The organism is Micromonospora sp. NPDC048935 (genome assembly GCF_043197875.1).
In the GTDB taxonomy this organism is placed as follows: Bacteria; Actinomycetota; Actinomycetes; order Mycobacteriales; family Micromonosporaceae; genus Micromonospora.
Window position 1 is genome coordinate 97,407 of the sequence record NZ_JBICTZ010000009.1, and the last position, 26,063, is coordinate 123,469.

18 protein-coding genes are annotated in these 26,063 nt (G+C 70.1%); 11 read left to right on the forward strand and 7 right to left on the reverse strand.

The genetic code is table 11. The features are described 5' to 3' along the window. Window positions 1–9: 9 nt before the first annotated feature. The 6 genes from ACGFIW_RS24110 (at window position 10) to ACGFIW_RS24135 (ending at window position 6,992) form a co-directional block, all read left to right on the forward strand. Complete coding sequence (locus ACGFIW_RS24110) at window positions 10–843, forward strand: ABC transporter ATP-binding protein (RefSeq protein ID WP_393319713.1); 834 nt, start codon at window positions 10–12, stop codon at window positions 841–843. A 32-nt stretch (window positions 844–875) separates the two neighbouring features. Continuing rightward, window positions 876–1,859: an ABC transporter substrate-binding protein gene (locus ACGFIW_RS24115; protein WP_393319716.1), complete on the forward strand. Its 984-nt coding sequence runs from the start codon at window positions 876–878 to the stop codon at window positions 1,857–1,859. Between the two features lie 5 nt (window positions 1,860–1,864). Beyond that, a complete protein-coding gene (locus ACGFIW_RS24120; RefSeq protein WP_393320116.1) occupies window positions 1,865–3,964 on the forward strand; it encodes an iron ABC transporter permease in 2,100 nt (699 codons plus the stop codon). Between the two features lie 27 nt (window positions 3,965–3,991). After that, the gene (locus ACGFIW_RS24125) at window positions 3,992–4,894 is read left to right on the forward strand and encodes a siderophore-interacting protein (protein WP_393319719.1); all 903 of its coding nucleotides are present in this window, start codon (window positions 3,992–3,994) and stop codon (window positions 4,892–4,894) included. 121 nt (window positions 4,895–5,015) lie between these two features. Further along, window positions 5,016–6,476 carry an SDR family NAD(P)-dependent oxidoreductase gene (locus tag ACGFIW_RS24130; protein ID WP_393319722.1) on the forward strand — a complete coding sequence of 487 codons (1,461 nt, stop codon included), beginning with the start codon at window positions 5,016–5,018 and terminating at the stop codon, window positions 6,474–6,476. Window positions 6,477–6,515: 39 nt separating this feature from the next. After that, window positions 6,516–6,992, forward strand: a complete 477-nt coding sequence (locus ACGFIW_RS24135; RefSeq protein ID WP_393319725.1) for a heme-degrading domain-containing protein — start codon at window positions 6,516–6,518, stop codon at window positions 6,990–6,992. A 4-nt stretch (window positions 6,993–6,996) separates the two neighbouring features. On the opposite strand, the gene ACGFIW_RS24140 is transcribed toward ACGFIW_RS24135, so the two are convergent. Next, a complete protein-coding gene (locus ACGFIW_RS24140) occupies window positions 6,997–8,373 on the reverse strand; it encodes an FAD-dependent oxidoreductase (RefSeq protein ID WP_393319728.1) in 1,377 nt (458 codons plus the stop codon). A gap of 179 nt (window positions 8,374–8,552) precedes the next feature. Between ACGFIW_RS24140 and ACGFIW_RS24145 the strand changes: the two genes are divergently transcribed. Then, window positions 8,553–9,932, forward strand: coding sequence for a serine hydrolase domain-containing protein (locus ACGFIW_RS24145; RefSeq protein WP_393319731.1), 1,380 nt, complete (start codon window positions 8,553–8,555; stop codon window positions 9,930–9,932). A 69-nt stretch (window positions 9,933–10,001) separates the two neighbouring features. Here the strand turns inward: ACGFIW_RS24145 and ACGFIW_RS24150 are convergent, their stop codons facing one another. Beyond that, a complete protein-coding gene (locus tag ACGFIW_RS24150; RefSeq protein ID WP_393319734.1) occupies window positions 10,002–11,219 on the reverse strand; it encodes an MFS transporter in 1,218 nt (405 codons plus the stop codon). A 50-nt stretch (window positions 11,220–11,269) separates the two neighbouring features. Between ACGFIW_RS24150 and ACGFIW_RS24155 the strand changes: the two genes are divergently transcribed. Then, on the forward strand, window positions 11,270–12,364 hold the full coding sequence (locus ACGFIW_RS24155) for an ROK family protein (protein ID WP_393319737.1): 1,095 nt from the start codon (window positions 11,270–11,272) through the stop codon (window positions 12,362–12,364). A 213-nt stretch (window positions 12,365–12,577) separates the two neighbouring features. On the opposite strand, the gene ACGFIW_RS24160 is transcribed toward ACGFIW_RS24155, so the two are convergent. From ACGFIW_RS24160 to ACGFIW_RS24175, 4 genes are all read right to left on the reverse strand, one after another. Next, window positions 12,578–12,985, reverse strand: a complete 408-nt coding sequence (locus ACGFIW_RS24160) for an Imm50 family immunity protein (RefSeq protein WP_393319739.1) — start codon at window positions 12,983–12,985, stop codon at window positions 12,578–12,580. A gap of 107 nt (window positions 12,986–13,092) precedes the next feature. Continuing rightward, window positions 13,093–13,503, reverse strand: coding sequence for a hypothetical protein (locus ACGFIW_RS24165; protein WP_393319742.1), 411 nt, complete (start codon window positions 13,501–13,503; stop codon window positions 13,093–13,095). After that, window positions 13,500–18,041, reverse strand: coding sequence for a DUF6531 domain-containing protein (locus tag ACGFIW_RS24170; RefSeq protein ID WP_393319745.1), 4,542 nt, complete (start codon window positions 18,039–18,041; stop codon window positions 13,500–13,502). Before ACGFIW_RS24170 ends, ACGFIW_RS24165 begins: the two co-directional genes overlap by 4 nt. A gap of 411 nt (window positions 18,042–18,452) precedes the next feature. After that, a complete protein-coding gene (locus tag ACGFIW_RS24175) occupies window positions 18,453–18,836 on the reverse strand; it encodes a MerR family transcriptional regulator (RefSeq protein ID WP_393319748.1) in 384 nt (127 codons plus the stop codon). A 114-nt stretch (window positions 18,837–18,950) separates the two neighbouring features. On the opposite strand from ACGFIW_RS24175, the gene ACGFIW_RS24180 reads away from it, so the two are divergent. After that, a complete protein-coding gene (locus ACGFIW_RS24180) occupies window positions 18,951–19,655 on the forward strand; it encodes an SDR family oxidoreductase (RefSeq protein ID WP_393319751.1) in 705 nt (234 codons plus the stop codon). A 9-nt stretch (window positions 19,656–19,664) separates the two neighbouring features. Here ACGFIW_RS24180 and ACGFIW_RS24185 read toward each other — a convergent pair whose 3' ends face one another. Continuing rightward, window positions 19,665–20,117, reverse strand: a complete 453-nt coding sequence (locus ACGFIW_RS24185) for a hypothetical protein (RefSeq protein ID WP_393319754.1) — start codon at window positions 20,115–20,117, stop codon at window positions 19,665–19,667. A 291-nt stretch (window positions 20,118–20,408) separates the two neighbouring features. Here ACGFIW_RS24185 and ACGFIW_RS24190 point away from each other — a divergent pair, with 291 nt between their 5' ends. Together ACGFIW_RS24190 and ACGFIW_RS24195 are read left to right on the forward strand one after the other, a co-directional pair. Continuing rightward, entirely contained in the window at window positions 20,409–21,545 is a 1,137-nt protein-coding gene (locus ACGFIW_RS24190) for a DUF1996 domain-containing protein (protein WP_393319757.1), read from the forward strand. Between the two features lie 217 nt (window positions 21,546–21,762). Continuing rightward, window positions 21,763–26,052 (forward strand): trypsin-like peptidase domain-containing protein, encoded by a 4,290-nt coding sequence (locus ACGFIW_RS24195; RefSeq protein WP_393319760.1) that lies wholly within the window; start codon window positions 21,763–21,765, stop codon window positions 26,050–26,052. The last annotated feature ends 11 nt before the right edge of the window (window positions 26,053–26,063 follow it).

The following is a 26,063-nucleotide window of genomic DNA, read 5'->3' on the forward strand; positions in this document are numbered from 1 at the left end:
CCTAACCTCATGCAGAACGAGTTGGCGTCGGTCAACGGGGAGCGCAGCCTGTCCGGCGTCGACCTCCACCTGGGCTATCACGGCGTGCCGGTGGTGCACGGCGCCGCGATCGACCTCCGCGCGGGTGCCGTGACCGCACTTGTCGGGCCCAACGGCAGCGGCAAGTCCACCCTGCTGCGGGCACTGGCCCGGCTGCACCCGATCGAGGCCGGAACCGTGCACCTCGCCGACGGCGTCACGGCCGCCAGCCTCGCGGCCCGGGAGTTCGCCCGGCGGGTCACCCTGCTCGCCCAGAGCAGGCCGGCGCCCAACGGGGTCACCGTCCGTGACGTCGTGGGGTACGGCCGCCACCCCTACCGGGGGCGCTGGCGCGCCGAGGACCCGCACGGTCGGACCGCCATCGCCCGTGCCATTGACGTCACCGGCGTCGCCGCGATGGCCGATCGCCCCGTCGACGAACTCTCCGGAGGCGAGTTGCAGCGGGTCTGGCTGGCCACCTGCCTGGCCCAGGACACCCCGGTGCTGCTCCTCGACGAGCCCACCACGTTTCTCGACCTGCGTTACCAGGTGGAGATCCTCGACCTGGTCCGCGACCTCGCGAACGACCACGGCGTCGCCGTCGGCGTCGTGCTGCACGACCTCAACCAGGCAGCCGCCGTGGCGGACGAGGTGGTCCTGTTGCACCAGGGCCGGGTCCGCGCCACCGGCACCCCGGCCGCGGTCTTCACCGAGGACGCCCTCACCGAGACCTACGGGATCCGCATCGAGGTGACCACCGATCCGCTCAGCGGACTGGTCACCACCCGCCCCGTCGGGCGGCACCAGATCCGCGCCCTGGTCTGAACACCCCTGTCCACAGCAGAAGAAAGACCGTCATGACCCGTACCCGATTCACCGCCCTTCTCGCCGTCGTGGCCGCGCTGACGCTCGGCGCCTGCGGCACCACCGAGACCGCCGCGTCCCCCGAGACCTCCCCCTCGGCGGCCGGCGGCCCGGTCACCCTCACCGACGGCCGGGGCAAACAGATCACCCTCAGGTCCCCGGCGACGAAGGTCGTCGGGCTGGAGTGGGGCGAGGTCGAGATGCTTGTCAGCCTGGGCGTCATGCCCGTCGGTGTCGCCGACCCCAAGGGCTACGGCACCTGGGTCACCGCCGCGAAGCTCGACCCGGGCGTCAAGGACGTCGGCACCCGCGGCGAGCCCAGCGTCGACTCGATCGTCGCCCTCCAGCCCGACCTCGTGGTGATGGAGGACGACCGGGGCGCCAACCTGGTGAGTCAGCTGGAGAAGTTCGTGCCCGTCGTGGTCGCCGAGGGCAGTGACGCCACCGACAACCTCGGCCGGATGCGTACCGACCTCACCATGATCGCGAAAGCGGTCGGCAGGACCACCGAGGCGCAGAAGCTGCTCACCGACTTCGACACGGCCATCGCCGACGGCAGGAAGAAGATCGCCGACGCGGGTGCCGCCGGCCGGCCGTTCGCCATCGCCGACGGCTGGAAGGAGGGCAGCACCGTCAGCATCCGGATGTTCGGCAAGGGCGCTCTGGTCTCCCAGATCGGCATCCAGCTCGGCCTCACCAACGCCTGGACCGGCAAGACCGACGAGGTGTGGGGCCTGGGCCAGACCGACGTCGAGGGCATGACGGTGCTCAAGGACCCGAACCTGCGCCTCTTCTACAGCGCCTCCGACGGCGACGACGTGTTCGCCGACGGTCTCGCCGGCAACGCCATCTGGACGTCGCTGCCCTTCGTGCGGCAGGGCAACCTGCACAGGATGCCCAACGGCATCTGGACCTTCGGCGGGCCGCTGTCCGGCAAGCAGTACATCAACGAACTCGTCAAGACGTACGCGGTGTGAGCGTGCTGAGCGCACCCCCACGCCCGGAGCCGGCCACCCGGCCGGCTCCGGGCGGACCCCCGGCCGCGCCCCGCGTCGCCGTCGTCTTCGTCGCCGCGACCCTGCTGCTGCTCGTGGTCGGCGCGGTCCACCTCACCCAGGGCACCTCGAACGTCGGCGCCCTGGACCTGCTGCGGCTCGCCACCGGCACCGACGACGAGGCGGCCCGCGTCCTGCTCGCCGCCCGGCTGCCCCGGCTGCTGGCCGGGCTCGCCATCGGCGTGGCGCTCGGCTTCGCCGGCGCGGCGTTGCAGTCGATCGCCCGCAACCCGCTCGCCTCCCCCGACACTCTCGCGGTCAACGCCGGCGCGCACCTGGCGATCGTCTCGGTGGCCGCGTTCGGCGTCTCGCTGCCCGCGCTGCCCGCCGGCGCTCTCGCCTTCTGCGGCGGGCTGGCCGCCGCCGGCCTGGTGCTGGCGATGTCCGCCGGTGGGCAGGCCGGCACCACCCGACTGATCCTCGCCGGCTCGGCGACCGCGCTGGCACTCGGATCGGTGACCACCCTGCTGCTGCTCCTGTTCGAGCAGGCCACCATCGGGTTGTTCGCCTGGGGCAACGGCTCGCTGGTGCAGAGCGACCTGACCGCGCTGACCCAACTCTCCCCGGTCATCGTCGGCGCCATCGTCGTGCTGGTCCTGCTCGGGCACCGCCTCGACATCCTCGCCCTCGGCGACGACACCGCCACCGTGCTCGGCCTCGACGTGCGGCGTACCCGGCTCACCGTCCTGGTGCTGGCCGTGCTGCTGTCCGCCGCGGCCGTCACCCTCACCGGCCCGGTCGGTTTCGTCGGCCTGTGCGCCCCGGTGATCGTCCGGCTGCTCGGCCCCGTGCTGCCGGGGGTGCACCGGCACCGCATCCTGCTGCCGTTGTCCGGCATCGCCGGCACCATCATCGTGCTCGGCTCGGACGTGCTGCTGCGCGCCGTGCTGGGTGGGCAGGCCGGGGTGGACATCCCCACCGGCGTGGTCACCACCCTGTTCGGCGCGGCGATCCTCATCTGGCTGGCGCGCCGGCACCGCGACGCCGGCCCCACCCGCCGCCCGTCCGGTGGACACGCGGCCGTCCGCTCCGCCGCCTACCACCGGGGCGTCGTCGCCGTCACCGCCGTGGTGACCGTCTGCGCCGTGACGGTCGGCATGCTCGCCGGTGACACCTGGGTGCTGCTCGGCGACGTCGTCAACTGGGTCAACGGCAGCACCGGGCCCGCGTACACCTTTGTGCTGGACCAGCGGTGGCCGCGCGTCGCCGCGGCGGTCCTGGCCGGCGCGGCGCTCGCGGTCGCCGGCACCACCGTGCAGGCGGTCTGCCGCAACCCGCTCGCCGAACCCGGCATCCTCGGCATCACCGCCGGCGCCGGGCTCGGCGCAGTCTCCCTGCTCACCTTCGTGCCGCTGGCCGGGGTGTGGGCCGTCTCCGGCGTCGCCGGGCTCGGCGCGATGCTGGCGTTCGCTCTGGTCTACGGCCTGGCCTGGCGTGGCGGGCTCAGCTCCGACCGGCTGGTGCTGATCGGCTTCGGCGCCTGGCAGGGCGGCATGGCGGTCATCACCTACCTGGTCGTCGCCTTCGACCCGTGGAACACCGGCAAGGCGCTGACCTGGCTGTCCGGCTCCACCTACGGCCGGCTGCCGACCCAGGTGCTGCCGGTGCTGATCGCCCTGCTGGTGCTCACCCCGGCCGTGGTCGCCGCCCGTCGCGAACTCGACCTGCTGGCCCTGGACGACGACACCCCCCGGGTGCTGGGCGTCCGGCTGGAACGCACCCGGTTGATCGCGCTCGGCGCGGCGGCGCTGCTCACCTCCACCGCCGTCTCGGCCGTCGGGGTCATCGGCTTCGTCGGCCTGGTCGCCCCGCACGCCGCGCGGGCGCTCGTCGGCGGGCGGCACTCCCGGGTGCTCCCGGTGGCAGCCCTGCTCGGCGCGGCGCTGGTCAGCATCGCCGACACCCTCGGCCGGACCGTCATCGCGCCGGCCCAGATCCCCGCCGGCCTGGTCACCGCCATGATCGGCGCACCGTACTTCGTCTGGCTGCTGTGGCGCTCCCGCGCCGTGGCGAGCACCACCCGGTAGACGCCGGCCCGAGTCGAGAGAGGCACCATGACCGAGACCCTGCCCATCGCGCCGTACCGCGTGTTCGTCGTCACCGTCCGCGCGGTACGCCGACTCAGCCCGTCCTTCACCCGGGTGACCTTCACCGGAGCGGACCTCGACCGCTTCGCCGACAACGGTGACGACCAGCGGATCAAGCTGGCGTTGCCGCTGCCCGGTGAGCGCGGGGTAGATCTCCCCCAGGGCGCGGACTGGTACGCGACCTGGCGGGCCCTGCCCGAGCACCGACGCCCCCCGATCCGTACCTACACCGTGCGGGCCGTCCGACCGCACCTCGCCGAGGTCGACGTCGACCTGGTGCTGCACGGCGACGGCGGACCGGCAACGCGCTGGGCGCGGCGGGTGAGCGAGGGCGACCAGATCGCCATCGTCGGGCCGGACTCCGCCTACGACGGTGACCACGGCGGGGCCGAGTTCCGGCCGTCGGCCGGGAGCAGCCTGCTGTTGGCCGGGGACGAGACGGCAGTGCCGGCGATCGCCAGCATCTGCGAACGACTCCCCCACACCGCCCGGGGCGTCGTCCTGCTGGAGGTGCCCGACGCCGACGACGTGCTGCCGTTGGCCGCGCCCCCCGGCGTCGAGGTGCGCTGGCTACCCCGGGGCGACGACGCCCACGGCAGCCGACTGGTGCCCGCCGTCACCGTGGCGGCGGGGGAACTGCTGGCCCCGGGCGCGGCGGCCACCGAGCCGGTCGCGGACGTGGACGTCGACACCGAGATCCTGTGGGAGGTCCCCGACGAGGTGACCGCGACTCCGCTGTACGCGTGGCTCGCCGGGGAGGCCGGCGTCATCCGGAACCTGCGCCGACACCTGGTCACCGAGCGGGGCCTGGACCGGCGCGCGGTGGCCTTCATGGGCTACTGGCGGCTCGGCCGCGCCGACGAGGTCTGAGACCGACGAGGCCGCCGTGTACGCGGGGTGCGGGGCGGGCCACGTGGTGCGTACAGTTTCGGGTCGGACTTGGGGCGGGCCGGCTGGATCCGGCACGGGAAACGGGACGAGACACAGACACATGACGGTGGACAACATTACCGAAAACGGTCAAGACGGCATTGACCGCGACCGGCTGGAGGCCTGCCTCGGTGTCTTCGAGGCGTTGGAGGCCCTGCCCTCCGACCACCCGGACGTGGTGCGGGTGCAGCGGGCCACCGCCCGGCTCTACAAGGTGATCAAGCAGAGGCGACGTGAGGAACGGCGTGACGCCGTCCTCGCGGCCGACCGGGCGGTGACGGAGGCCACCGCCACCGGCGCTCCGGGGCGGATCGACGACGAGACCCAGGGCATTCCGCTCGCGTCCTCCGCCGCGGGCGAGACGGCGGGCTTCCTGCACAACCCCCGCGGCTGCTACGTGTGCAAGCAGCGCTACCGCGAGGTGGACGCCTTCTACCACCAGCTCTGCCCGTCCTGCGCCGCGCTCAACCGGGAGCGCCGCGACGCGCGTACCGACCTGACCGGCCGGCGCGCGCTACTCACCGGTGGCCGGGCGAAGATCGGCATGTACATCGCGCTGCGGCTGCTGCGCGACGGCGCGCACACGACGGTGACCACGCGGTTCCCGCACGACGCGGTGCGCCGGTTCGCCGCCATGCCCGACAGCGGGGACTGGCTGCACCGTCTGCGCATCGTCGGCATCGACCTGCGCGACCCCGCCCAGGTGATCGCCCTCGCCGACGACGTCAGCAGCCAGGGCCCACTGGACATCCTGATCAACAACGCGGCGCAGACCGTCCGCCGCTCCCCCGGGGCGTACGCGCAGCTCATCGCCGCCGAGGCCGCGGCCCTGCCGGACGGTCCGCTGCCGGAGCTGATCACGTTCGCCAAGCCGGACGGTCCGGGCGGCCCGGTGGGCAGCCTGACCGGCGGGCCGCAGTCCACCGCGCTCACCCCGCACGCGCTCACCGCGCTGGCACTCACCAGCGGCTCCGCCTCGCCGGAACGGATCGCGGCGTCCACGGCCATCGACGCCGGTGGTCTCGTGCCCGACCTCGACTCGGTCAACAGCTGGGTCCAGCGGGTGCAGGAGGTCGACCCGGTCGAGCTGCTCGAAGTGCAACTGTGCAACGTCACCGCACCGTTCGTGCTGGTCAGCCGCCTGCGGCCGGCGATGGCCGCCGCGTCGGCGCGCCGCAAGTACGTGGTGAACGTGTCGGCGATGGAGGGCCAGTTCGGCCGCGGCTACAAGGGGCCGGGGCACCCGCACACCAACATGGCCAAGGCCGCGCTGAACATGCTGACCCGCACCAGCGCACAGGAGATGCTGACCGACGGCATCCTGATGACGAGCGTCGACACCGGCTGGATCACCGACGAACGCCCCCACCCGACGAAGATGCGGCTGGCCGACGAGGGTTTCCACGCCCCGCTGGACCTGGTGGACGGGGCGGCCCGGGTGTACGACCCGATCGTCCGCGGCGAGTTGGGCGAGGACCTCTACGGCTGTTTCCTGAAGGACTACGCGCCCTGCGCCTGGTGAGCGCACCCGACACGACAAGTTTCGACGAGGAGAAGACCCATGGCATCTGATCGTGAAGCGTGGCCGACCCTGGACGAGCTGCTGCGCGAGGAGGCCGAGCTGGAGCTCGCGGGCCTGTCCGAGACGGACGCGTACGAGCTGGGGCAGCTCGCCGTCGCCGCCGCGAGGGAGCAGCGGCTGCCGGTCTCGGTGGGCGTGTGGCGGGCCGGGCGTCAGTTGTTCCACTGTGGCCTACCGGGGTCGACGGCGGACAACGACGGGTGGCTGCGTCGCAAGGGACGGGTGGTGATGCGGTTCGAGCACTCGTCGCTCTACATGGCCCGGCTGTGCCAGGACAAGCAGGTGACGCTGGCCGAGAAGTTCGGTCTGCCGGCCTCCCGGTACGCGGCGGCCGGTGGCGCGGTGCCGCTGCGCGTACGCGGCACCGGCGTGGTGGGCTGGGTCGGTGTCTCCGGGCTTCCCCAGTTGGAGGACCACCGATTCGTCGTCGACACCCTGCGCAAGCTGCCCCGCTAGCGGGTCAGCGGATACGCCGGTTGGCCCGCAGGGCGCCCACGAGCACACCGGGCCTGGCGAGCGTGAGTGGGTGCTCCCGCATGGAGACGACCTCGTTGAACCGTCGGGCGATCGCCACGTCGGTGACGGTCGCGGCGATGATCTGCCGGCTGGCCCAGCTGGTGATCCGGTAGCCGCGCGGATAGGGCCCGTCGACGTGGGGCAGCGCCAGGTCGGCGGAGGTCGACGTCGACCACGCGGCGTCGACCACGACCTTCTGCAACGCGAGAAAGTCGCGGGCGGGGGCGGTCAGGTCCGGGCCGGTGCGCAGGTACGTCGACAGGCAGGCCGCGTGCAGGGCCGCCGCCGTCATTCCCTGCCCGTACACCGGGTTGAACGACGCGACGGCGTCGCCCACGCTGACGAGCCCGCCCGGGAACCGCCGTAGCGCGTGGAAGTCGCGCCGTCGACTGTCGGCATGGTGGTAGGTCTGGACGTCGCCCAGCATCTGCTGGTCGGCGACCTCACCGAACTCGGGTGGAAACTGCTCCCGTAGTCGGCGGACGAAGTCCTCCGCGGTGGAGCCGGGACGATGGTCACCGTAGCCGGCCATCATCGCCATCCACCGGCCGTCCTCGATGGCGAAGAACGCGGCGCCGGCCACGTCCGAGGACATCTTCGGGGTGTGCAGCGCCAGGGCGACAGTCGGGGCCTCGGCCGTGTCCGGGCGGTGGAACAGGGCCGTCGCGTAGTTGAGGTGCACGGTCATCCGCCGCGTGACCGGCCGTTCCCAGCCGGCCTGCTCCAGCCAGGCCGACAGTTTGCTCGACCGCCCCATGGCGTCCACCACGAGGTCACCGCTCTCCACACCGGGCGACCCGCCGACGTCGTAGCGGACCCCGGTGACCACGGTGCCGTCGAACACGAGACCCGTGGCGCGGGCGGTGACCGTCTTGACGTTGGGCAGTCGCAGCACCTGTTGGCGGATCAGCCCCTCCAGGAGCGGCCGGCTGCCCGCCAGGCTGTCGGCGTCGTCGGGGACGACGACCCGCAGGCGACCGTCGAGGTAGTTGCGCCGGGCCGGGGGTGGCGCTTCGACCGCCCCGCGCGCCAGGGCCGCGTCGCGGAAGCCCGGAAACAGCCGCTCCAGTTGCAGGAAGCCGCCGGGCAGCAGCGCGTGCAGCTGCGTCCCCTGGGGTACGCCGGGACGCGCGCCGCTCACCTGCGGGTCGTCCCGGTCGATGATGACGACGCTGTCGGCGTAGTCGGAGAGCACGCGGGCGGCCAGCAGGCCGGCAATGCTGCCGCCGACCACGACTGCCCTGCCCAGGACCGGGGACGGATGGTCGGGGGGTCGCACCGCGTTCAGCTCGGCGAAGACGCGGGCGCGGGAGAGGGACATCGTGCTCTCCAAGGGTATGGATGGTCGTTCGGTGGGACGCCCGCCGATCGTCGCACAGACAGCACACATTTAACCGAACGTGTCCTCATGGTGACCACGGGTTGACTGATGGGTGGACGTGACCTCGGCCCAGGGGGTTCGGTTGGCACACGTCGATGTCAACTGTCACGATTCCCGGCATGCCCGTTGCGCGTCGTACCCTGCTCGGGGCCGGTCTGGCCGCCGCGACCTCCACCCTCACCGGCTGCGGTGCGGGCGGCGGACCGAGGCCGGGCGGCCCCGGCGACGCGGTGACCGCGACCGACGCCGCCGGCAACCGGGTGGGGTTCGGCGCGGCCGGCAGCGGCGCGGCCCCGTCCGGCTCGCCGAACGCGACCGCGGTGCCCGGTGGTGGCGCCGGGCCAGCCGGCCAGGCCCGCTACGCGCAGGGTGTGACGGCCCTGCTCCGCAGGCACCTGCCCGCCACACCGCAGACCGTTGCGCACAAGGGCTTCCCGGGGGCCGTCGCGGTCGTTCTGGTCGACGGGAAGATGACCGTGCACACCGCCGTCGGGGAGGCGCTGCGCTACGGTGCCGGCCCGAAGCTCCTCCCGGCGGGCCAGCGGGTCGCGATGCGCCCCGACTCCATCTTCGACCTCGCCTCGGTCACGAAGGTGTACACGGCCATTCTGCTGCTCCAGCAGGTCGACAGGGGACGCGTCGACCTGGGCGCGCCGGTCCGCGACTACCTGCCGACCTTCAGCGGAGCCGGCACCGAGCGCGTCACCGTCGAGATGCTGCTCACCCACACCAGCGGCCTGCCCGTCGGCGCCACGGTCACCGGCCGTGCCGACAACGCCGCCCGCTGGAACGCCGTGCTCACCACCGGGCTGGTCCCCGGCGCCGTACCCGGTGACACGTTCCGCTACTCCAGCGTCGGGCTCATGGTCGCCGGCAGGATCGTCGAGCAGGTCACCGGTCAGCGGCTCGACCAGGCACTCAAGAGCAACCTCACCGGCCCGCTGGGCCTGCGTGACACCGGTTTCCACCCCGACACCTGGTTGTCGGGCACCGCCAGGGCCAGTCGACTCGTCGCCACCGACGCCCGATCGTCGCGGGGCCTGCTGCGTGGCACCGTCCACGACGACGTCGCCAACCACCTCGGTGGCATCGCCGGTCACGCCGGCGTCTTCGCGACCGCCACCGACCTCGCGGCCATCGGTCAGCTACTCCTCGACGGAGGCACCCACCAGGGCAGGCGGATCCTCGCCGCGGAGACCGTGCGCCGGATGCTCACCAACCACAATGCCGGAAAACCCGCGGTCGACCCGGAGCGACCCCACCGGACCGCCGCCCACGGCCTCGGCGTCGTTCTCGACCAGAGGTGGTTCATGGGCCGGCTCACCTCGGCCCGGACCTTCGGTCACACCGGCTTCGCCGGCCCCTCGCTCCTGGTCGATCCCCGCCGCAAGCTCGTCCTCGCCCTGCTCACCAACCGCGCGCACCCCAACTGGAGTTGGTCGAACCCCGATCCGGTCCGTGCGGCGGTCGGCGACCTGCTCGCCAAAGAGGTCAACTGACCGAGGGCCGGCCGGAAGGTGTGGACCTGTTCGTCCCGGCCACCCCGGCGCACCTCGGTCTCGTCGGGATCAGCCGGGGATGGTGGCCGGGACCCGCTCGCGCGTCCGTCGGCCGACGGCGAAGCTGACCAGCCCCAGGGTCAACCCGATGATCCCGAGGACCACGCCCACCCGGGCAGGTGCGAGATAACCGAGCCCGGCGGCGATGGCGACACTGCCCAGGGCGGCGCCCAGGCTGTTGGCGATGTTCATGGCCGACTGGTTGACCGCCGCACCCATCAACTGCGCTCCCGGTGCGACGGTGATCAGGCGCGCCTGCAGGACCGGGCCGAGGTAGAGGCTCGTCGCACCGACCAGGAACGCGCCCCCGAACAGACCGACCCGGGTCGACGCGACGAGGCTGAACACGGCGATGCTCACGATCATCGCGACGAACCCGATGACCATACTCCGCCGCAGGTCGCGGTCAGCGAACCAGCCACCCAGGGCGTTGCCGACGGTCATGCCGAGACCGACCGCGACAAGCACCCACGGCACCGTCGCGGCGGAGAGCCCGGCGACGTCGGTGGTGACAGGTGCGATGTAGCTGTCCACCGCGAAGAACCCGGCGAAACCGACCGCGCCGGTCGCGGCGACCAACCAGACCTGCGGGGTTCGCAACGACCGCAACTCGGCGGCCGGCGACCCGTCGACCGCCGCGGCCACCTCCGGGACGACCGCCAGCACCGCCAGCAGCGTGAGCACGAACACACCGGCGATGACCAGGTACGCGACGCGCCATCCGGCCGCCTGCCCGAGCCGCGTGATGAGGGGTACGCCGACCACGTTGCTCACGGTCAGGCCGCTGAGCACGGTGGCGAACCCCCGGGCCTCGTTACCGGGGCCCATCAGCGTCGCCGCGAGCAGACCGGCCGCCCCGAAGTACGCGCCGTGCGGAAGCGCCGCCGCGAACCGCGCCACCAGCACCAGGTCGAAGGTGGGGGCGATCGCGGACCCGACCGTGCCGACGGCGAAGAGCACGAGCAGCCCGAGCACGAGCCTCTTGCGGGGCAGGCGCGCGCTCAGCGCGGCGATCAGGGGCGCGCCCACGACCACGCCGAGCGCGTACGCGGTGATCATCCAGCCGGCGCGCGCGACCGCTCCCGAGGACGACTGGGCGTACTGCGGCGCGAGCAGATCGCGCGCGATGTCGGGCAGCAGGCCCATCGCCACGAACTCGGTGAGGCCGATAGCGACACCACCCAGTGCCAGGGCGACAAGCGCCGCCACCCGTCGACCACTGCTCATCCCGATCACCGAGAGAATTTAGCAACAGCGTTGCGTAATAGGGTGGCGAGATGACTCGCATCACTGCGGACGTCAGGTTCCTGCGCGGCTACAACCAGGCGCTGGTCATGGCGGTGGGGCGTACCGCCCGACGCTTCGAACGGTCGACGGTTGTCGAGGCGACCGGCCTGACCCCACAGGCGGTCTCCAAGGTCATCGCCCGGCTGAGCGCCGAGGGGCTGATCCGTCCCACCGACGTCCGACGGCCGGGCGTCGGCAAGCCCGCGGTCGTCTACGAACTCGTCCCCGACAGCCGGTACGCGATCGGCGCCCACGTCGCCCGGCGCACGCTGCGGCTGGTCCTGGTCGACCTCGCCGGCACCGTGCGGCACTCCGCGGTCAGCCCACTGCCCGGCGACTTCACCCCGCCGCAGCTTCTCGACGCCCTACGCTCCGGCACCGACGCGCTGGCCGGCGGCACCGACCTGCGGGGCCGACTCACCGGCGTCGGCATCGGCATGATCGGCCCACTGGACCACGCCCACGGCCTGGTCCGCGGCGCCCACGGTCTGCGGCACTGGCACGACGTGCCGCTGCGCGAGATCGCCGAGAAGCACCTGGGCCTACCCGTCCACCTCGACAAGGACGTCACCGCCGGGATCACGGCCGAAGCCTGGCGACACGGCGCGACGTTCGGCGACGCGGCGCTCATCATGATCGAATCTGGGATCGGCGGAGGTTTCTGGCTGGGCGGCGCGGCCCACCGGGGGGCGCACACCAACGCGGGAGAGTTCGGCCACACGGTCGTCGACCTGGACGGCCCCCGCTGCGTCTGCGGCCGGCAGGGATGCCTGGAGATCGTGCACCAGCGCGCCGCCGAGGCCGGAGACATGGCACGCGCGGCACGCGTCGTGGCGGTGGGCGTCGTCAACCTGCTCCAGACCCTCGACCTCGCCCACGTGGTACTGGCGGGCGCGGATCTCCTCCGACACCCGGACACCTATCTCGCGGCGGTCACCGAGGCCGTCCAGGCGGACGCGCGACGCGCGAACTGGCTCAGCACCCGGGTGACGCTGTCCAGCCTCGGCGCGGACGCCATCGCCGCCGGCGCCGCCATGCAGATCCTCGACCAGCACTACGGCATCCCGGAGCTTGCACCGACCTGACCGCCGGCACTCCCGCGCGCCGACCCCAGACCGCGGCCGACAGCGCCATCTTCTGCCAGTTGACCGGCGTCAACTCGAATCGGCCATCGAGTGGCACGCGTCCGGGTAGTAATGTGCGGCCTGGATCCTGGCGAAGATATCCAGCCGGCAAGGCGGATCCGGAAGAGGTGTTCGATCTCTACTCCGAAAAGCACTCATGCTGTTCTTCGGAGATCATTCAAGGGACGGGTCGCCGGCATAAGCCGATATCGACGTCACGGCCGCCGCGTTCGCCTGCACCCGGATACGAGCCGATCCCCACAGGACTTCCAGCATCAGCGAATCATCCTGCGAGGTCAGCTCCATGCTGGCCCAACCGCGGTGATTCCAGCCCGTCAGGGAGAGGTCTTTGACGCCGATCATCGTCAGGCCAACCTGCACGACGTTGAAGCCCTGATCACGCCATTTTTTCGGTGCACTTGTCGGGGACTCCGGCAGATCGAATCTTAGGACGGCCGACGGTCCATCTCGCTGGAGCACAACCTCGTGCAACAGGACCTTCTCCAAGGAAGGCGGATCATTCGATCCGTAGATGGAGCGGACGCCACGCGGGTCTTCGATTATATCCAACCAAGCGGGCATTCGAGTTGCAATCCTGTTATCGAATCGAGAAGTTGCTCCTCCGTGTCCACGACGTCGTACTCCTTATACAGGGCAGGGATGCCTGTTAGACGTCAGTGGCAGTCCTCTTACGCATGGGAGAAACTGAACTCGTACCGGTCCGAAGCTGGAGTATAGACAACCTCTGGCATGGGGTGACCGAGGCCAAAATGTTCGTTGGCCCAACCAATCATGGCCGCTCGCAAACCCTCCGGTTGATACTGCGTCAGGACCAAAGTCACCGAAGACACCACTACGACCACAGTAGCGCCAGGCTTAAGGGACTCGATATCAGACGCAACATCCAAAACACCAAGCCTGATCATCTCAAGGTCGTCGGCATCAAGGTGCGGTTCATCCACCACAAGAAAGACATTGCCACTCAGGGGAGCACCGCTAAATGGCTCTTCGTCCGGATAGTAATGTCCGGCCTGGATCTTGACGTAGATACCCCAGCCGGCAAGGCGGACCCGGAAGAGGTATTCGGTCTCCCTATTCATGAAAAGTCCAACTTGTCAAAGACCCGGGCACTGAAGAAGTGCTCCATCCCAATGTTCCCAGCCGTCCAGGAAATGTGATCCAAACCGTGCTCCATTCCAGCGCCAAACAATCTGCTATGCGCGTCCATGAAGTCCTCAGCAGCCTGCGGCGTAAGATCCTTCCAATGAACCTGGCTCATATTCGATAGATTTTCCTCAGCGACCCTGAAGGGGACGATTGCCACGTCATGGCCACGCCCGGTGAGCCGGTCCATATACTTCTGGGCTTCTCCCACATTGCTCCAGGAATACACACCCTCACCCCACTGCCCCCTAGTGGCCTCTGTGGGCCATGGGTTGCCACCATTTCGAAGCCGCACCGCGTCCGCAGGACCTTGAACTGTGTAATACGTTCGGTAGCCACAGGACATGAGACCGAAAGGATCGATCACAGCAGTCGCATTTAATGTATATGCGTGTGGCCTCGCCCCAGCCGCGAGGCCGAGGGGATCGCTGGAGATGTATTGCGCGGTATGGGGGTCGTAGTAGCGGTGATAGTTGTACGAGGCACCGGTCTCCGGATCGTGGATCTGCCCCGGAAAGCGCAGCGGGCAATCCGCGCCCCCCGCACTCACGTGGGTCGGGATTCCCCAGATGGTGGTCCGCTGCTGCCAGGCGACGCCGCCGTCCAGACGGACCAGTTCGGTGGGCGCACCCACCAGGTCGGTCACGATCGCGTAGAAGCGACGGTCCACCTCGTCCTGATCGGCCACGCCGTCGGTCTGGCTGATCGGGGTGAACGTGCCCGGGGCGTACTCCCAGGTGGTGATCCGTTCCCTGGCCTCGTCCCGGTGGATCTGCTCGACCGGCCGCGGGCCGTCCCAGGCGAAGTCGACCTGTTCGGCCACCCCGTCATCGGAGTTGAGGCGCTGCTTGGCGACCCGGCGACCGAGCGGGTCGTACCGATAGCGCCAACGGGTGCCGTCCGGGGTGGTGACCGCGACCAGCCGATCCTCGCTGTCCCAGGTGTAGTGCCAGGTCAGCGGCTTAGTCGAGCGCTGCTTGACCTGGCGCAGGGTAACCCGGCCAGCGGCGTCATGTTCGTAGCGCACGTCCCCGGCCCGGCGGATCAGTGTGCCGGCGTACTCCCGTTGGCCCCTAGCACCGCCGTTCCCGCCCGTGGCACCGGGCCAGTTGTCGCCGCCGACCGTAGCGCCGGGCCAGGTCGCGCTGGCGACGTTGCCGGCCTCGTCGTAGGCGTACCGCTCTGTCCAGTCAGCGGTCCGCACGGCGGTGACCCGGCCGGCCCGGTCCAGGTCCAGGTGACGCTCGCCGGTGAGCTGGTCGGCGATCCCGACCGCGTAGCCGTCGGCGCGATACCGGTAGGACCGATGGGCGACCAGGTCCGGCACGTCGTCAACGGCAGGGCGCACGGTGAGGACCTGCGAGAGCAGCCGGTGGTTGGCGTCCCAGCTCCGGGTCAGGGCGAGGCCGCCGACCGCCCGCCTGGTCTCCCGTCCGGCCGCGTCATGGGTGAAGCTGACCGTCGCGCCGCCGGTGTGCAGCGCGACCGGCCGGTGCCCGGCGTCGTACTCCCAGGCACTCTCCACCCCCGACGGAGTACGCCGCTGGGTCCGCCGGCCGAGCACGTCGTAAGACGACGAGACCGTCTGCCCGTCTCGGATCTCGGCGAGCACCCGACCGAGCGGGTCCCGGTCGAACCGGAGGTCGACCTCAGGTGAGTTGGCGTGCAACAGCCGACCCGTCGGGTCGTACCCGAAGGTGGTGACGCCCTCGGCGGTACGTTTCTCCACGATGTTGCCGACCATGTCGCGGACCAACTCGATGCTTTGGTCGACACCGTTCGTCCGGGTCACCACCTGACCGACGGCGTCGTGAGTGTAGGTCTGTCGACGGCCGTTGAAGTCGGTTTCGGCGACCAGCCGCCCACCGGGGTCGTAGTCGTAACGCCAGACAAGCCCCTGCGGGTTCGTCACCGAGGTGAGGCGCAACTCGGTGTCGTATCCGAAGGCGAGTCGGCCGCCGTCCGGCCCCCTACGCGCCACCGGCAGGTCGAAGGGCCCGATCTCGAACTCGGTGGTCGCCCCGGCCTGGTCGGTGTGGCTGACCAGGTTGCCTTCCGGGTCGTAGGTCCACTCCTCACTCGCCCCGTCCGGGCCACGCCGCCAGGCAAGCCGCCCCTCGACAGTCCAACCGAGGTGGGTGGTGCCGCCGACCGGGTCGGTGACCTCGGTCATCCGGCCGGCCCGATCGCGTCGGTAGGTCGTCACCGCGCCAGTGGGTTCGGCAACCGAACTGATCAGCCCGGCCGGGTCGGTGGTCACCAGCAGGGTGTTGCCGAGGGCGTCGGTCACCCCGGTGAGGTGCCCGATGTCGTCGTAGCGGTAGTGGGTGGCCGCGCCGATGGGGTCGGTGACCATGGTCAGGTTGCCGCGCTCGTCGTACTCGCGGCGCCAGACCGCACCGTCGACATCGGTGACCATGACCGGCTGCCGCAGCTCGTTGTGGGCGGCCGTCGCCCGGCTGCCGTCCGGGCGGGTGACCTCGACCAGGTTGCCGTCGTCATCGTAGGACCAACGAGTCGTCCGCCCGAGAGCATCGGTCTCCGACAGCTTTCGATCGAACCCGTCCCAGGTGAGGGCCGTGACATGGCCCAACGGGTCGGTGACCCGCTCGATCTGGCCGCGTTCGGTCAGCTCGTAGGCGGTGGTGTGGCCGAGCGAGTCCTCCACGGCGGTTTTCCGCCCGACCGGGTCGTAGTGCAACCGGGCGGACAGGTACCCGCCCGAGCCGGTCGCGGCGACACAGCGGCCCTGCTCGTCGTAGGTGTAGTGGTACTCCTGCTCGTTGCGGTCCTGCCAGTGGGTCAACCGGCCGTCGTCGTCATAGCCGAACCGCAACGGCAGCCCTGATCCGTTGATGACCTCGGCGAGGTGACCGGCATCGTCGTAGCCAAACCGCACCAGGGTGCGGGCGTCACCGGAGGGCTCCGCGTCGAGCAGGCTCAACGCCGCCACCTGACCGTGCAGGGTGTCGACAATGATCCGATAACCGCCGCTGTGCCGGACCTCGGTGACCGCACCGTCGCGCCAGTCCAGGTCGATCCGATGACCGTTGCGATCGGTAACGGCAACCAACGGCAACACCCGAACGGGGCCGCCGTCGCCCTCCGGCTCAGGCAGGCCGGCCACCGCCTGGAAATGCAGCGCGCGGCCGATCTCGGGCTGCTCGATGCGGTAGCCGTCGGCGGTCGGGGTCAGTGGCCAGCGAGGACCCGTCTGCGGCATGGCCTGACCGCCGGCCACGGGCGTCGGGTAGGTGAGGACCATGCCGTCCTCGGCGACGAAGCAGACCCCCTCGTCGTCGACCTCCAGCCGCTGATCAAGCGTCGACGCCCAGGATGGCCCGAACCACCGACCAATCCGGTACGACGACAGGTGACTACGCCTCAGGACAAGCGGGAGCAGGCCGGGCAACTCGGCGTCGGTCTGGGTGAGCACCACCTCGCCGCTGGCCACGTCGATCGGGTCAGCCGCGCACTTGCGAGCGCCCATGGGAATGCTCGGACGCGGCAAGTTCGGGATCGCCGCCCGCGCCTTGGTCAAACCCTTGGCGAGGGTCGGCAACCCCCGCTTGGCCAGGGCCAACACCGGTCTGCCCAGCATCGCGAGCCGACCGATGGGCACGACCGTCAGCACCGTATCGATCAACAGGTTCGTCAGACTGCCCTTACCGGTCGCCGCGTACAGCGACGCATCGATCAGCAGCGCCGCCGCACCAGCGGCAATCGCGATCGGACCCATGATCGGCGCAAGAATTGGAATGAACGACAACAACCCCGCGACCAGAGAAACGATCTTCAACGCGCCGGACAGCTGCGCCAACAACTCCTGGTTGTCGCGCACGAAGTTGGTGAACTGACCCTTCAGATCCCACCACTTCGGATTCTCCTTGAACCGCAAACCCTTCGCGTCGTTGACCGCCCGCACGCAGTCACGCACCGCCGTGGCCAACTCACCGCGCAACGCACCCGCCTGCGCCACGCACTCGTCCCAGTCCCGCTGCGCCTGCGACAACGCCGAACCCGCCGCACCCGCATCCGACCGATACGAATCCGGCTCCGGCTCCGCGTCCGGCGGCCGGTCGGCGACCTCCCGCTCGTGACGCTCGTCGGCCTGCTTAGCCCGATCAGCCCGCCCCCGCGCCGCCTGCAACGCCGCCCACAGACCCGGCGCACGCTGTGCCAACGGACGCATCCGATCCTGCAACGACGACAACGAACCCGCGAACGTCGTCAACCCGGTCGACACCCGCCCGAACGCATCACCAGTGACCCGCAGATGCCCCGGCATCTGGGCATTCAGGCCCTCCCGGAACAGATCAGCCTCGGGACCCACGAACTGACTCGTGTCCAAACCCGTGATCTGCGCCGCCGCCTGCGTCGCCGCCGAACCGAAGCCCTGCCACCGCGACGCCGACGACCTAATCGCCGACGGATCACCATCCATCCGAAACACATGAGCCGGAAACTCAGCCATCGCGCCGGACCTCCCCGTGTCCACGCCAACAAGCCGCACGACTCATCGAACATAGACGCAGGACGAACTCCGATGTCGAATTCAGTCCTAGATCTTTCTGAGGGCAAGATCCGACGATGGTGAAATGGCGGAACAATCCGGACCTGCCGGAGGCAGCGCCCGCAGGGGCCTTTACCAGGGGCGCGGGGGCGTGTCAGGCCACCGTCACCACCTCGATCGCCGGTGAACCTCGCGGACACGTTCTAGCGCCTGTTTCATAAGGGCGGTCGAGCCGAGGCGGAGTCCGGGCGGCGGTCCGGCAAGGCGCGGTTTCGTTCGGATACCGGTGTTGTATCTGGACGAAACCGCAACGCCGCCGGTCGTCGTCCGGGGCCGCCCGAGGCCGGCCAGTTCTTATGAAACAGGCGCTAGCTAGGACACGAGGGCGTCGACCTCCGCGCGGGTGCAGCCGCTGGCCGGGCTCTCGCTGAGCGTGATGACCGCGTCGAGCCGGTCTCTGGCCTGCCGGAGCTGGGCGATCTGCTGGTCGATGCGGTCGCGTTCGGCGCGCAGCATGGCCCGGGACTCCGGGGTGTTGACATTCGCGTCGACGCAGGGCAGCAGGTCCAGGATGGTCCGGCTGGACAGGTTGGCGGCGTACAGCATCTGGATCAGGTGCACCCGGTCGACCGCGGTGTCCGGGTAGTGGCGTTGGCCACCGCCGCTTCGCTCGGCCGCGAGAAGCCCCTGCTCCTCGTAGTAGCGCAGCGCGCGCACGGACACGCCGGTCTGCGTGGCCAGTTCACCGATGCGCATGGCCCCTCCCCCGGTCGGTGACACCAGTCACACGACCTTGTCTCTCACGTCGGCGTCAGGTTTTAGCGTAGCTCGCGTACGGCACGTCGTTGAATCTGCCAGGAGGCACCAATCATGAAGATCACCGGTTCGATCGCGCTGGTCACCGGCGCCAACCGTGGGCTCGGCCGGCACTTCGCCGGACAGCTGCTGGAACGCGGGGCGACCAAGGTGTACGCCACCGCCCGCACCCCGGAGCGCATCGACATCCCCGGCGTCGAGACGCTGCGGCTGGACATCACCGACCCGCGTTCCGTCGAGGAGGCGGCTTCCATCGCCTCCGACGTCACCCTGCTGGTCAACAACGCCGGGATCTCCACCTCCACGAACCTGGTCACCGGCGACCTGGGCAAGATCCGGGCCGAGATGGACACGCACTTCTACGGCACCCTGAGCATGGTGCGGGCGTTCGCACCGGTGCTCGGCGCGAATGGCGGCGGGGGGATCCTGAACGTCCTGTCGGCGTTGTCATGGTTCTCCTACCACGGGGCCAACGCCTACGCGGCGGCGAAGGCAGCCCAATGGAGCCTGACCAACGGGATCCGGCTGGAACTCGCCGACCAGAAGACCCTCGTCACCGGCCTGCACCTGGGCATGGCGGACACGGACATGTCGGCCAGCTACGACGGCGACAAGATGGACCCCGCCGACGTCGTACGCGTCGCCCTGGACGGCATCGAGACCGACCGGATCGAGGTCCTCGCCGACGAGTGGAGCGCGTACGTCAAGGCGTCCCTGGCCAACGACCCGAGCGACTTCTACAAGCCGACCGGTCAGTAGTGCGGGACGTCACTGGCAGACGACCCACTCGTCGTCCTCCTCGACCAGCACCATGTTCTGCGTGAACCGCGCGCCCGTGGCCTCCTGAATCACCTCGACGGTGGCCGTCGCGGTGACCCGGCCGTTGTAGTTGTTGACGATCAGGCCGGTGATCTCGTAACTGCTGAACTTCAACTGCGCAGCCTGGATCCGGGCGAAATCCTCAGGCGTCAGGTTCTTGCGCACCGCGGCACACAGCCGCCCGTACGCGGCCGGGTAGTTGCCCGCCTGCATGTCGTTCGCGTACGCCGTGGCGGCGGCCCGGGCCGGTTCGACGTTGTCCCGGACGCTGCGGTAGATCCAGAATCCGGCGCAGACGCCGACCACGCAGCACACCGACAGCAACGCGGCGACGACGATCAGGACCGTCCGAGCTGTCCGGTTGGGCTTCAGGCTGGGCACCATCATCGGCTGGTATGCCATGACCCGGAGGATAGGAAGCGGTGGCAAACGGTGTAGGCGGCGACGCACGGGACGGGAAGCGCGATCCGCGTCGGGACGGTCTGCCACACGACCGTGTGGAGTGCCAGCGGAGTGGTCGATTACAGTTTTTCGAGAAAAGATCGGGAAACGAGATTAATACGACAGCCGGGTGGTTCCGCAATGCTGCTCACGCAATCGCACAGCGATATTTAAGGGAGACTTAATCGTCTCGGCAGGAAGTCGGCCGGGGGTGCACTCGTATTCTTCGCTCGGAAGAAAGGTGCACCCCCGTTGACTAATCTGCGACCCACCCCTGGACGACGTCGTTCCGTCACCGCCCTGTTGCTGCTGAGCGTGGCGCTCGCCGGCGGATGCAAGGAGGTCCCGGGCACCCCCGGGGCGTCAAGTCCATCGAGCGACGCCGGCATCGGCTCGCCCGGCCCGGAGGCACCGACGTCCGGTGCCCCAGGCGACGCGGCCGGCACGCCGGGCACGCCGAGCGCCTCTGTGGTCCCGTCCGCCTCGGGAAAGCCGTCGGCCCCGTCGACGAGCGCCGCCCCGCCGACCGCGGCCGGCGGCTGGATCACCATCGATCCGGCCGCGCAGGCCGCCGCGACGAGTGCGTTCTTCGCCCGCAAGCCCAAACCGGTGACCGGCAACCCGGTGAAGGTGCCCGAATTCAACGTCGGCTGCACAACCAGTCACCACAACAGCGACGACCCGATCGTGCTGCCCAAGCTGGTCGGGGCCTCGCACAACCACACGTTCTGGGGCAACACGTCGACCGACGCCAACTCGACAGCCGAATCGCTGCGGGCGTCGAAGGCGACCACCTGCAACTCCCCGGACGACCAGTCCGCCTACTGGGTGCCCACCATGTACCAGAACGGCAAGGTGGTGGACCCGAAGGAGGTGACCGTCTACTACGGTTCGCGTCTCAAGGACCCGAGCAAGACCCAGCCCTTCCCGTTCGGCCTGCGAATGATCACCGGTAACGCCAAGAATCAGGTCGACACCCCGGACAAGCAGGGCAACCATTTCTGGTGCGCCGGCATCGGTGGCGAAATCGGCCGCAGCGCCGACAAGACCTTCCCGGTCTGCGCCAAGACCGCGAACATCGTCCGGCAGATCACCTTCCCGGACTGCTGGGACGGCAAGCACCTGGACAGCCCGGACCACAAGGCGCACATGGCCAACGGTGACCACACCGGAGCCTGCCCGAAGAGCCACCCGGTGCCGGTCCCCTCGGTGTCGTTCGTGATCTCCTACCCGCTGAGCGCGAACACGGACGGCATCACCCTCGCGTCCGGCACCTCGTTCTCCATGCACGCAGACTTCTTCAACGCCTGGAAGGACGAGGCGCTCGCCGCACGGGTGCGCAACTGCCTCGACCAGGGCGTGAAGTGCAACTCGGCCGGTAACTTCTAGTTATCGCGGCACCACGTCGGCAGGCGGCGGCGGCACGGTTCACCCCGAATTCCGGGCTGACCGTCCGCCGCCGTCGTCGTTCCGGCACTCGCCACCCACGCGGATCCGTCGGACAATCCGTCCGCCAGGCAGGCACCCGGGTACGTAAGATTCGACCACATCGATGGCCGACAAGCTGCTGCTTCGATCGCCTGTAGGACCGACACACAGAGGTTTCATGGCCGAGGGCATTTCGCCGGCCGCCGCGCTCGGACGCCTGCGAGGGCGCTCCGGCCAGGTGGTCGGCACCGCGTTTCTCGTGACAGCCGATCTCGTCGTCACCTGCGCCCATGTCGTCAGCGCGGCGTTGGGGATTGACCACTACGACGGCGAGGCGCCGACGGACGCCGTCCTCGTCGAGTTCCCACTGATCGTCGGCGAGGCGCCGGTGGCCGCGTTCCAGGCGGTGGTGGTGGGTTGGTGGCCCGCGCGACTCGACGGCAGCGGCGACACCGCCGTACTGCGACTGGATCGGCCGCCGCCGGCAGGAACCCACCCGGCCCGCCTCACCCTGAGCGAGTCGGCCTGGGGGGACAAGGTCCGCGTGTTCGGTTTCCCCGCGGATCTCCACGAGGAGTACGGCGTGTGGGTCGAAGCCGAGCTGCGAGCCCGGCAGGGAGCCGGCTGGCTACAGGTCGAGTCCCCGCCACACCAACGCGGGATCGGCGCGGGGTTCAGCGGATCGCCGGTGTGGAGCCCGACGGCGGGCGGGATCATCGGCATGGTGGTGGCGGCCGAACCCGGCAACACCACGGCGTACCTGATACCCGTCCGGACCCTGGTCGAGGCCCATCCGGACATCGCCGCGCCGGACCCGACCGAGACCTCGCCCTACCGCGGTTTGGAGCCGTTCCACGAGGAGCATGCGACGTACTTCCGTGGTCGGGAGGCGCTGACCGATCGGCTGATCACACAGGTCGAGCGGCATCCCCTGGTGACCCTCGTCGGACCGTCCGGCAGTGGGAAGTCCTCCCTGGTGTACGCCGGGCTGACGCCGCAGCTACGCCGCCGCGGCATGCTGGTCACCACCTTCCGCCCGCTGCCGGGTGCCCGGGCCACCGCACTGCTCGCCAACGCCACCATCGGTGTCCTCGATCCCACCCTTGGCGAGGTGGATCAGCGCGACGCGGCCGAAGCGCTGGCGGACCGGCTGGACGCCACCCCGACTCGGACACTGCCCTGGCTCGCCAGCCGTCTGGTCGAGAAGGCCGGTGACGGTGGTCTGCTGCTCTTCTGCGACCAGTTCGAGGAGTTGGCGGCCGAGGACGCCGAGCGGCTGTGGCGGCTCCTGCACGAGCTGCTCCGCCTCGCTCTCCATCGGGCGGACGGCACCCCGAGGCTGCACGCTGTCCTCACCATGCGGTCGGGCTCGCTGGACCTGCTGGTCACCGAGGAGACCGCGCAGGCCGCCGCGATGGGAATGGTGTTGGTCCCGCCGATGAGTCGGGCGCAGTTGCACGAGGTGGTCACCGCCGCCGACGTCGACTTCGAGCCCGGGCTGGTGAACCGGATCATCGACGACACCGGCACCGAGCCCGGTCAGCTGCCGCTGGTGCAGTTCACGCTGGCGCAACTCTGGCAACGTCGCAGCACCAGGACCGTGACACATGGCGCGTACGAGGGTCTGGGTGGCGTGTCCGGCGCGCTGGCCAGGTACGCCGACGACGTGTACGACACGCTGCCGGTTCCGGAGCGTCCGGCCGCCCGTCGGCTCTTCACCCAACTGGCCCGCCCCGAGGGCAACGGGGACTTCCTGCGTCGGCCGGTCCGGCTCGCCGACCTGAACGACGACCTCCGGCCGGTGCTCGGGCGACTCGTGGCCAGCCGACTCGTCGTGGTCAGCAGAGCCGCCGATGGTGCCGAGGTTGCCGACCTCGCCCACCAGGCGCTGGTGCGGCAGTGGCCGAGGCTGCGGGAGTGGCTGACTCGGGAGCGGGACTTCCGCAGCTGGCAGGAGGGCCTGCGGGTCAGCCTCGTCGGCTGGGAGGCCACCGGCCGGGACACCGGTGGCCTACTGCGCGGTGTCGCGCTGGTCACCGCGGACCGATGGCAGCGGGACCACCCCGAGGACATCGGGCCCGCCGAGCATGTCTACATCCGCTCGAGCCAGGCCGGAAAACGACGAAGGAGGTGGATCCTCCGTTCGACTGTGGCCGTGATCTCGGCCCTGGCCCTGGTCGCCACCGGTCTTGCGGTGATCGCCGCCCGGCAGACGGCGCAGGCCGACGCGCGCCTGCGTACCGCGGCGTCCCGGGCGCTGGCCGACGAGGCCAACCGGCTGCGCGGCACCGACCCACGCGCGTCGCTGCAACTGGCACAGGCCGCGTGGCACCACGACCAGACGGCGGAGGCGTCGGGCGCGACCTTCACCTGGTACGCCGCCCTGCAGTTCGTAGAGCAGGTCTATCGGGACGCGTGGACGGGTGACCTGGACAAGATCCTCGCGAGCCCGGACGGGTCGGTCGTGGTCTTCGTGAACACGGCCGGGCTGCCCTCGGTGTGGACCGGCATGAACGGCGAAAATCCCCAGCAATGGCGGCTGCCGAATGGTGGGCGCACCCGGCCGGGCGGCACGTTCGCGCTCAGCCCGTCCGGCCGTCACCTCGGCTACGCCAACGGCCTCGGCGGAGTCGCCCTGTGGGACATCGCGCAGCGCAGCGGGCCGGTCGATCTCGCTCCGGAGACGACACGCGACGACCTGACCGTCAACGGGCAGCGGCAGTCGGTGTCGTTCTCCGGCGACGGCAGCCGGCTCATGGTGTGGTCCCAGCGGGAGAGTTCGGAGTCGCGGATCCAGGTCTGGGGCGTCGCGGACGGCCAGCCCGTCCGAGTGACGACTCCGAAGCATTCCGGCGGCACCCTCACCTCGGTGTCGTTCGGTCCTCGACCTGACACCCTGCTCGTCGCCGGATACGGGGTCGCGCGCCTGCACCAGCTCGACAGCGGACGGGGGGTATGGTCCCTGCCCGTACCGGACTCGGAGCAGCCGAAGCCGGTCGGCAACGGCGAGTTCCTGACCCGCTGCGAACGAGTCAACCCCATTGGCCTGAGCCCGTACCTGGCCCAGGTGCAGGTCATCGATGCGGCGACCGGAGCACCTCTGCGGACGATCGCGACCACGTCGTGTGCGTCGATCCTGACCCCCGATGGTCCGCCGTACCTGGTCTCCGCCAGCTCGTCGAGAGACACCGACTCGAACTCCGAAATCACCGTCACCGATCTCCGTACCGGCCAGGCCCACCGCTTCACCACGCCGCCCCTCGACCCTGAATCGCCGCTGCAGCCAAACCGCGTCGTTCTGTTCGCCGGATCGGACGGCCGTCTCACCGCCCTGCTCGGCCATCGAAACCAGGGTTACCGGCTGGCGGCGGCCGCACCGCAGCCGCCGGGCACCGGAGAGCCGAAACCTGCGGAGGATCGGCCCCTCGGATCGGTGGCGATGGCCAGCCCCGATGACCGCTGGGAGGTGGCGATCAACGGCAACACCGGCCGGATCGAGCTGGTGGACGTGGGCACGCGGCGGACGATCGGGAGCACCACCGGCACGCCACCGACAACGGATTCCAAGATGTCCTTCAAGGGCCGCTGGTACGCCTTCACCCGCGACAGCGCCCGATTTCTGACCGTCCAGGGTGACGAGCTGGTCGCCTACTCGATTCCCGGACTGGCGATTGAGCACCGGATGCGCCTACCGGTCCAGCCCGAGATCGGGAAGCCTCCCGGTGGGAGCGGGATGTCCTCCTGGGCCAGCTCGGTGACACCGGACGACGACGGCCGAGTGATCGTGTTGCACGCCGGTGTGCTCACTCGGTGGGAGCTCGGGACCGGTGCGATGACGGACCCTCCCCTGCCGCTGCGGGCCGATCTCGGCGGGCAGCAGCGTTCGGCCCTGCTGGCGGTCATGAACCCGATGCCGAGACCAGGTCACCGGGGCGACGTCGCCGTCACCCAGCCCAGTGGGCACGTGGAGATCTGGAGCATCGGCCAACGGCGAGCGATCGCGACCTTCGAGGCCGATGTGCAGCCACGGCCGGGCGCGCTCGCCTTCGACGTGTCCGGGTCCCGCCTCGCGGTCCGCGCGACGAACGGGCGGGTCGAGATCTGGAACGTGGACGAGAGCCAAGCCGAGGGTCAACCCGTTCCCACCGATGCTGTCGACGTGGTGCTCGGCTTCACCCCAAGCGGCAGGCTGCTCACGCTGGCCACGGACTCCAGATCGAGTGCCCGGCTCTGGGACGACCGGACCGGAAAGTTGCTGGGTGCATTGACACTGACCGCCCCGGTGACCCAATGGTCCCTGGTCGGTGACCAACTGTCGATGTCCGGCCCTGGGCAGACCCGCTCGTTGCCGTTGCAGCCCGAACGGTGGATCGAGCACCTGTGTGCCCTCAACGAGCGGCCCTACGACGGGCTCGCCCGGGACGTGATCAGACGGCACAACGGCACCACCGGGCCCGCGTGCGGATGAGTCGCACACTC

Coding starts and splice junctions, on each gene's coding strand:
- ACGFIW_RS24170 (WP_393319745.1), bottom strand. CDS start 18,041: ATGGCTGAGTTTCCGGCTCATGTGTTTCGGATGGATGGTGATCCGTCG.
- ACGFIW_RS24115 (WP_393319716.1), top strand. CDS start 876: ATGACCCGTACCCGATTCACCGCCCTTCTCGCCGTCGTGGCCGCGCTG.
- ACGFIW_RS24145 (WP_393319731.1), top strand. CDS start 8,553: ATGCCCGTTGCGCGTCGTACCCTGCTCGGGGCCGGTCTGGCCGCCGCG.
- ACGFIW_RS24180 (WP_393319751.1), top strand. CDS start 18,951: ATGAAGATCACCGGTTCGATCGCGCTGGTCACCGGCGCCAACCGTGGG.
- ACGFIW_RS24135 (WP_393319725.1), top strand. CDS start 6,516: ATGGCATCTGATCGTGAAGCGTGGCCGACCCTGGACGAGCTGCTGCGC.
- ACGFIW_RS24130 (WP_393319722.1), top strand. CDS start 5,016: ATGACGGTGGACAACATTACCGAAAACGGTCAAGACGGCATTGACCGC.
- ACGFIW_RS24140 (WP_393319728.1), bottom strand. CDS start 8,373: ATGTCCCTCTCCCGCGCCCGCGTCTTCGCCGAGCTGAACGCGGTGCGA.
- ACGFIW_RS24125 (WP_393319719.1), top strand. CDS start 3,992: ATGACCGAGACCCTGCCCATCGCGCCGTACCGCGTGTTCGTCGTCACC.
- ACGFIW_RS24110 (WP_393319713.1), top strand. CDS start 10: ATGCAGAACGAGTTGGCGTCGGTCAACGGGGAGCGCAGCCTGTCCGGC.
- ACGFIW_RS24150 (WP_393319734.1), bottom strand. CDS start 11,219: ATGAGCAGTGGTCGACGGGTGGCGGCGCTTGTCGCCCTGGCACTGGGT.
- ACGFIW_RS24185 (WP_393319754.1), bottom strand. CDS start 20,117: ATGGCATACCAGCCGATGATGGTGCCCAGCCTGAAGCCCAACCGGACA.
- ACGFIW_RS24165 (WP_393319742.1), bottom strand. CDS start 13,503: ATGAATAGGGAGACCGAATACCTCTTCCGGGTCCGCCTTGCCGGCTGG.
- ACGFIW_RS24160 (WP_393319739.1), bottom strand. CDS start 12,985: ATGCCCGCTTGGTTGGATATAATCGAAGACCCGCGTGGCGTCCGCTCC.
- ACGFIW_RS24155 (WP_393319737.1), top strand. CDS start 11,270: ATGACTCGCATCACTGCGGACGTCAGGTTCCTGCGCGGCTACAACCAG.
- ACGFIW_RS24195 (WP_393319760.1), top strand. CDS start 21,763: ATGGCCGAGGGCATTTCGCCGGCCGCCGCGCTCGGACGCCTGCGAGGG.
- ACGFIW_RS24175 (WP_393319748.1), bottom strand. CDS start 18,836: ATGCGCATCGGTGAACTGGCCACGCAGACCGGCGTGTCCGTGCGCGCG.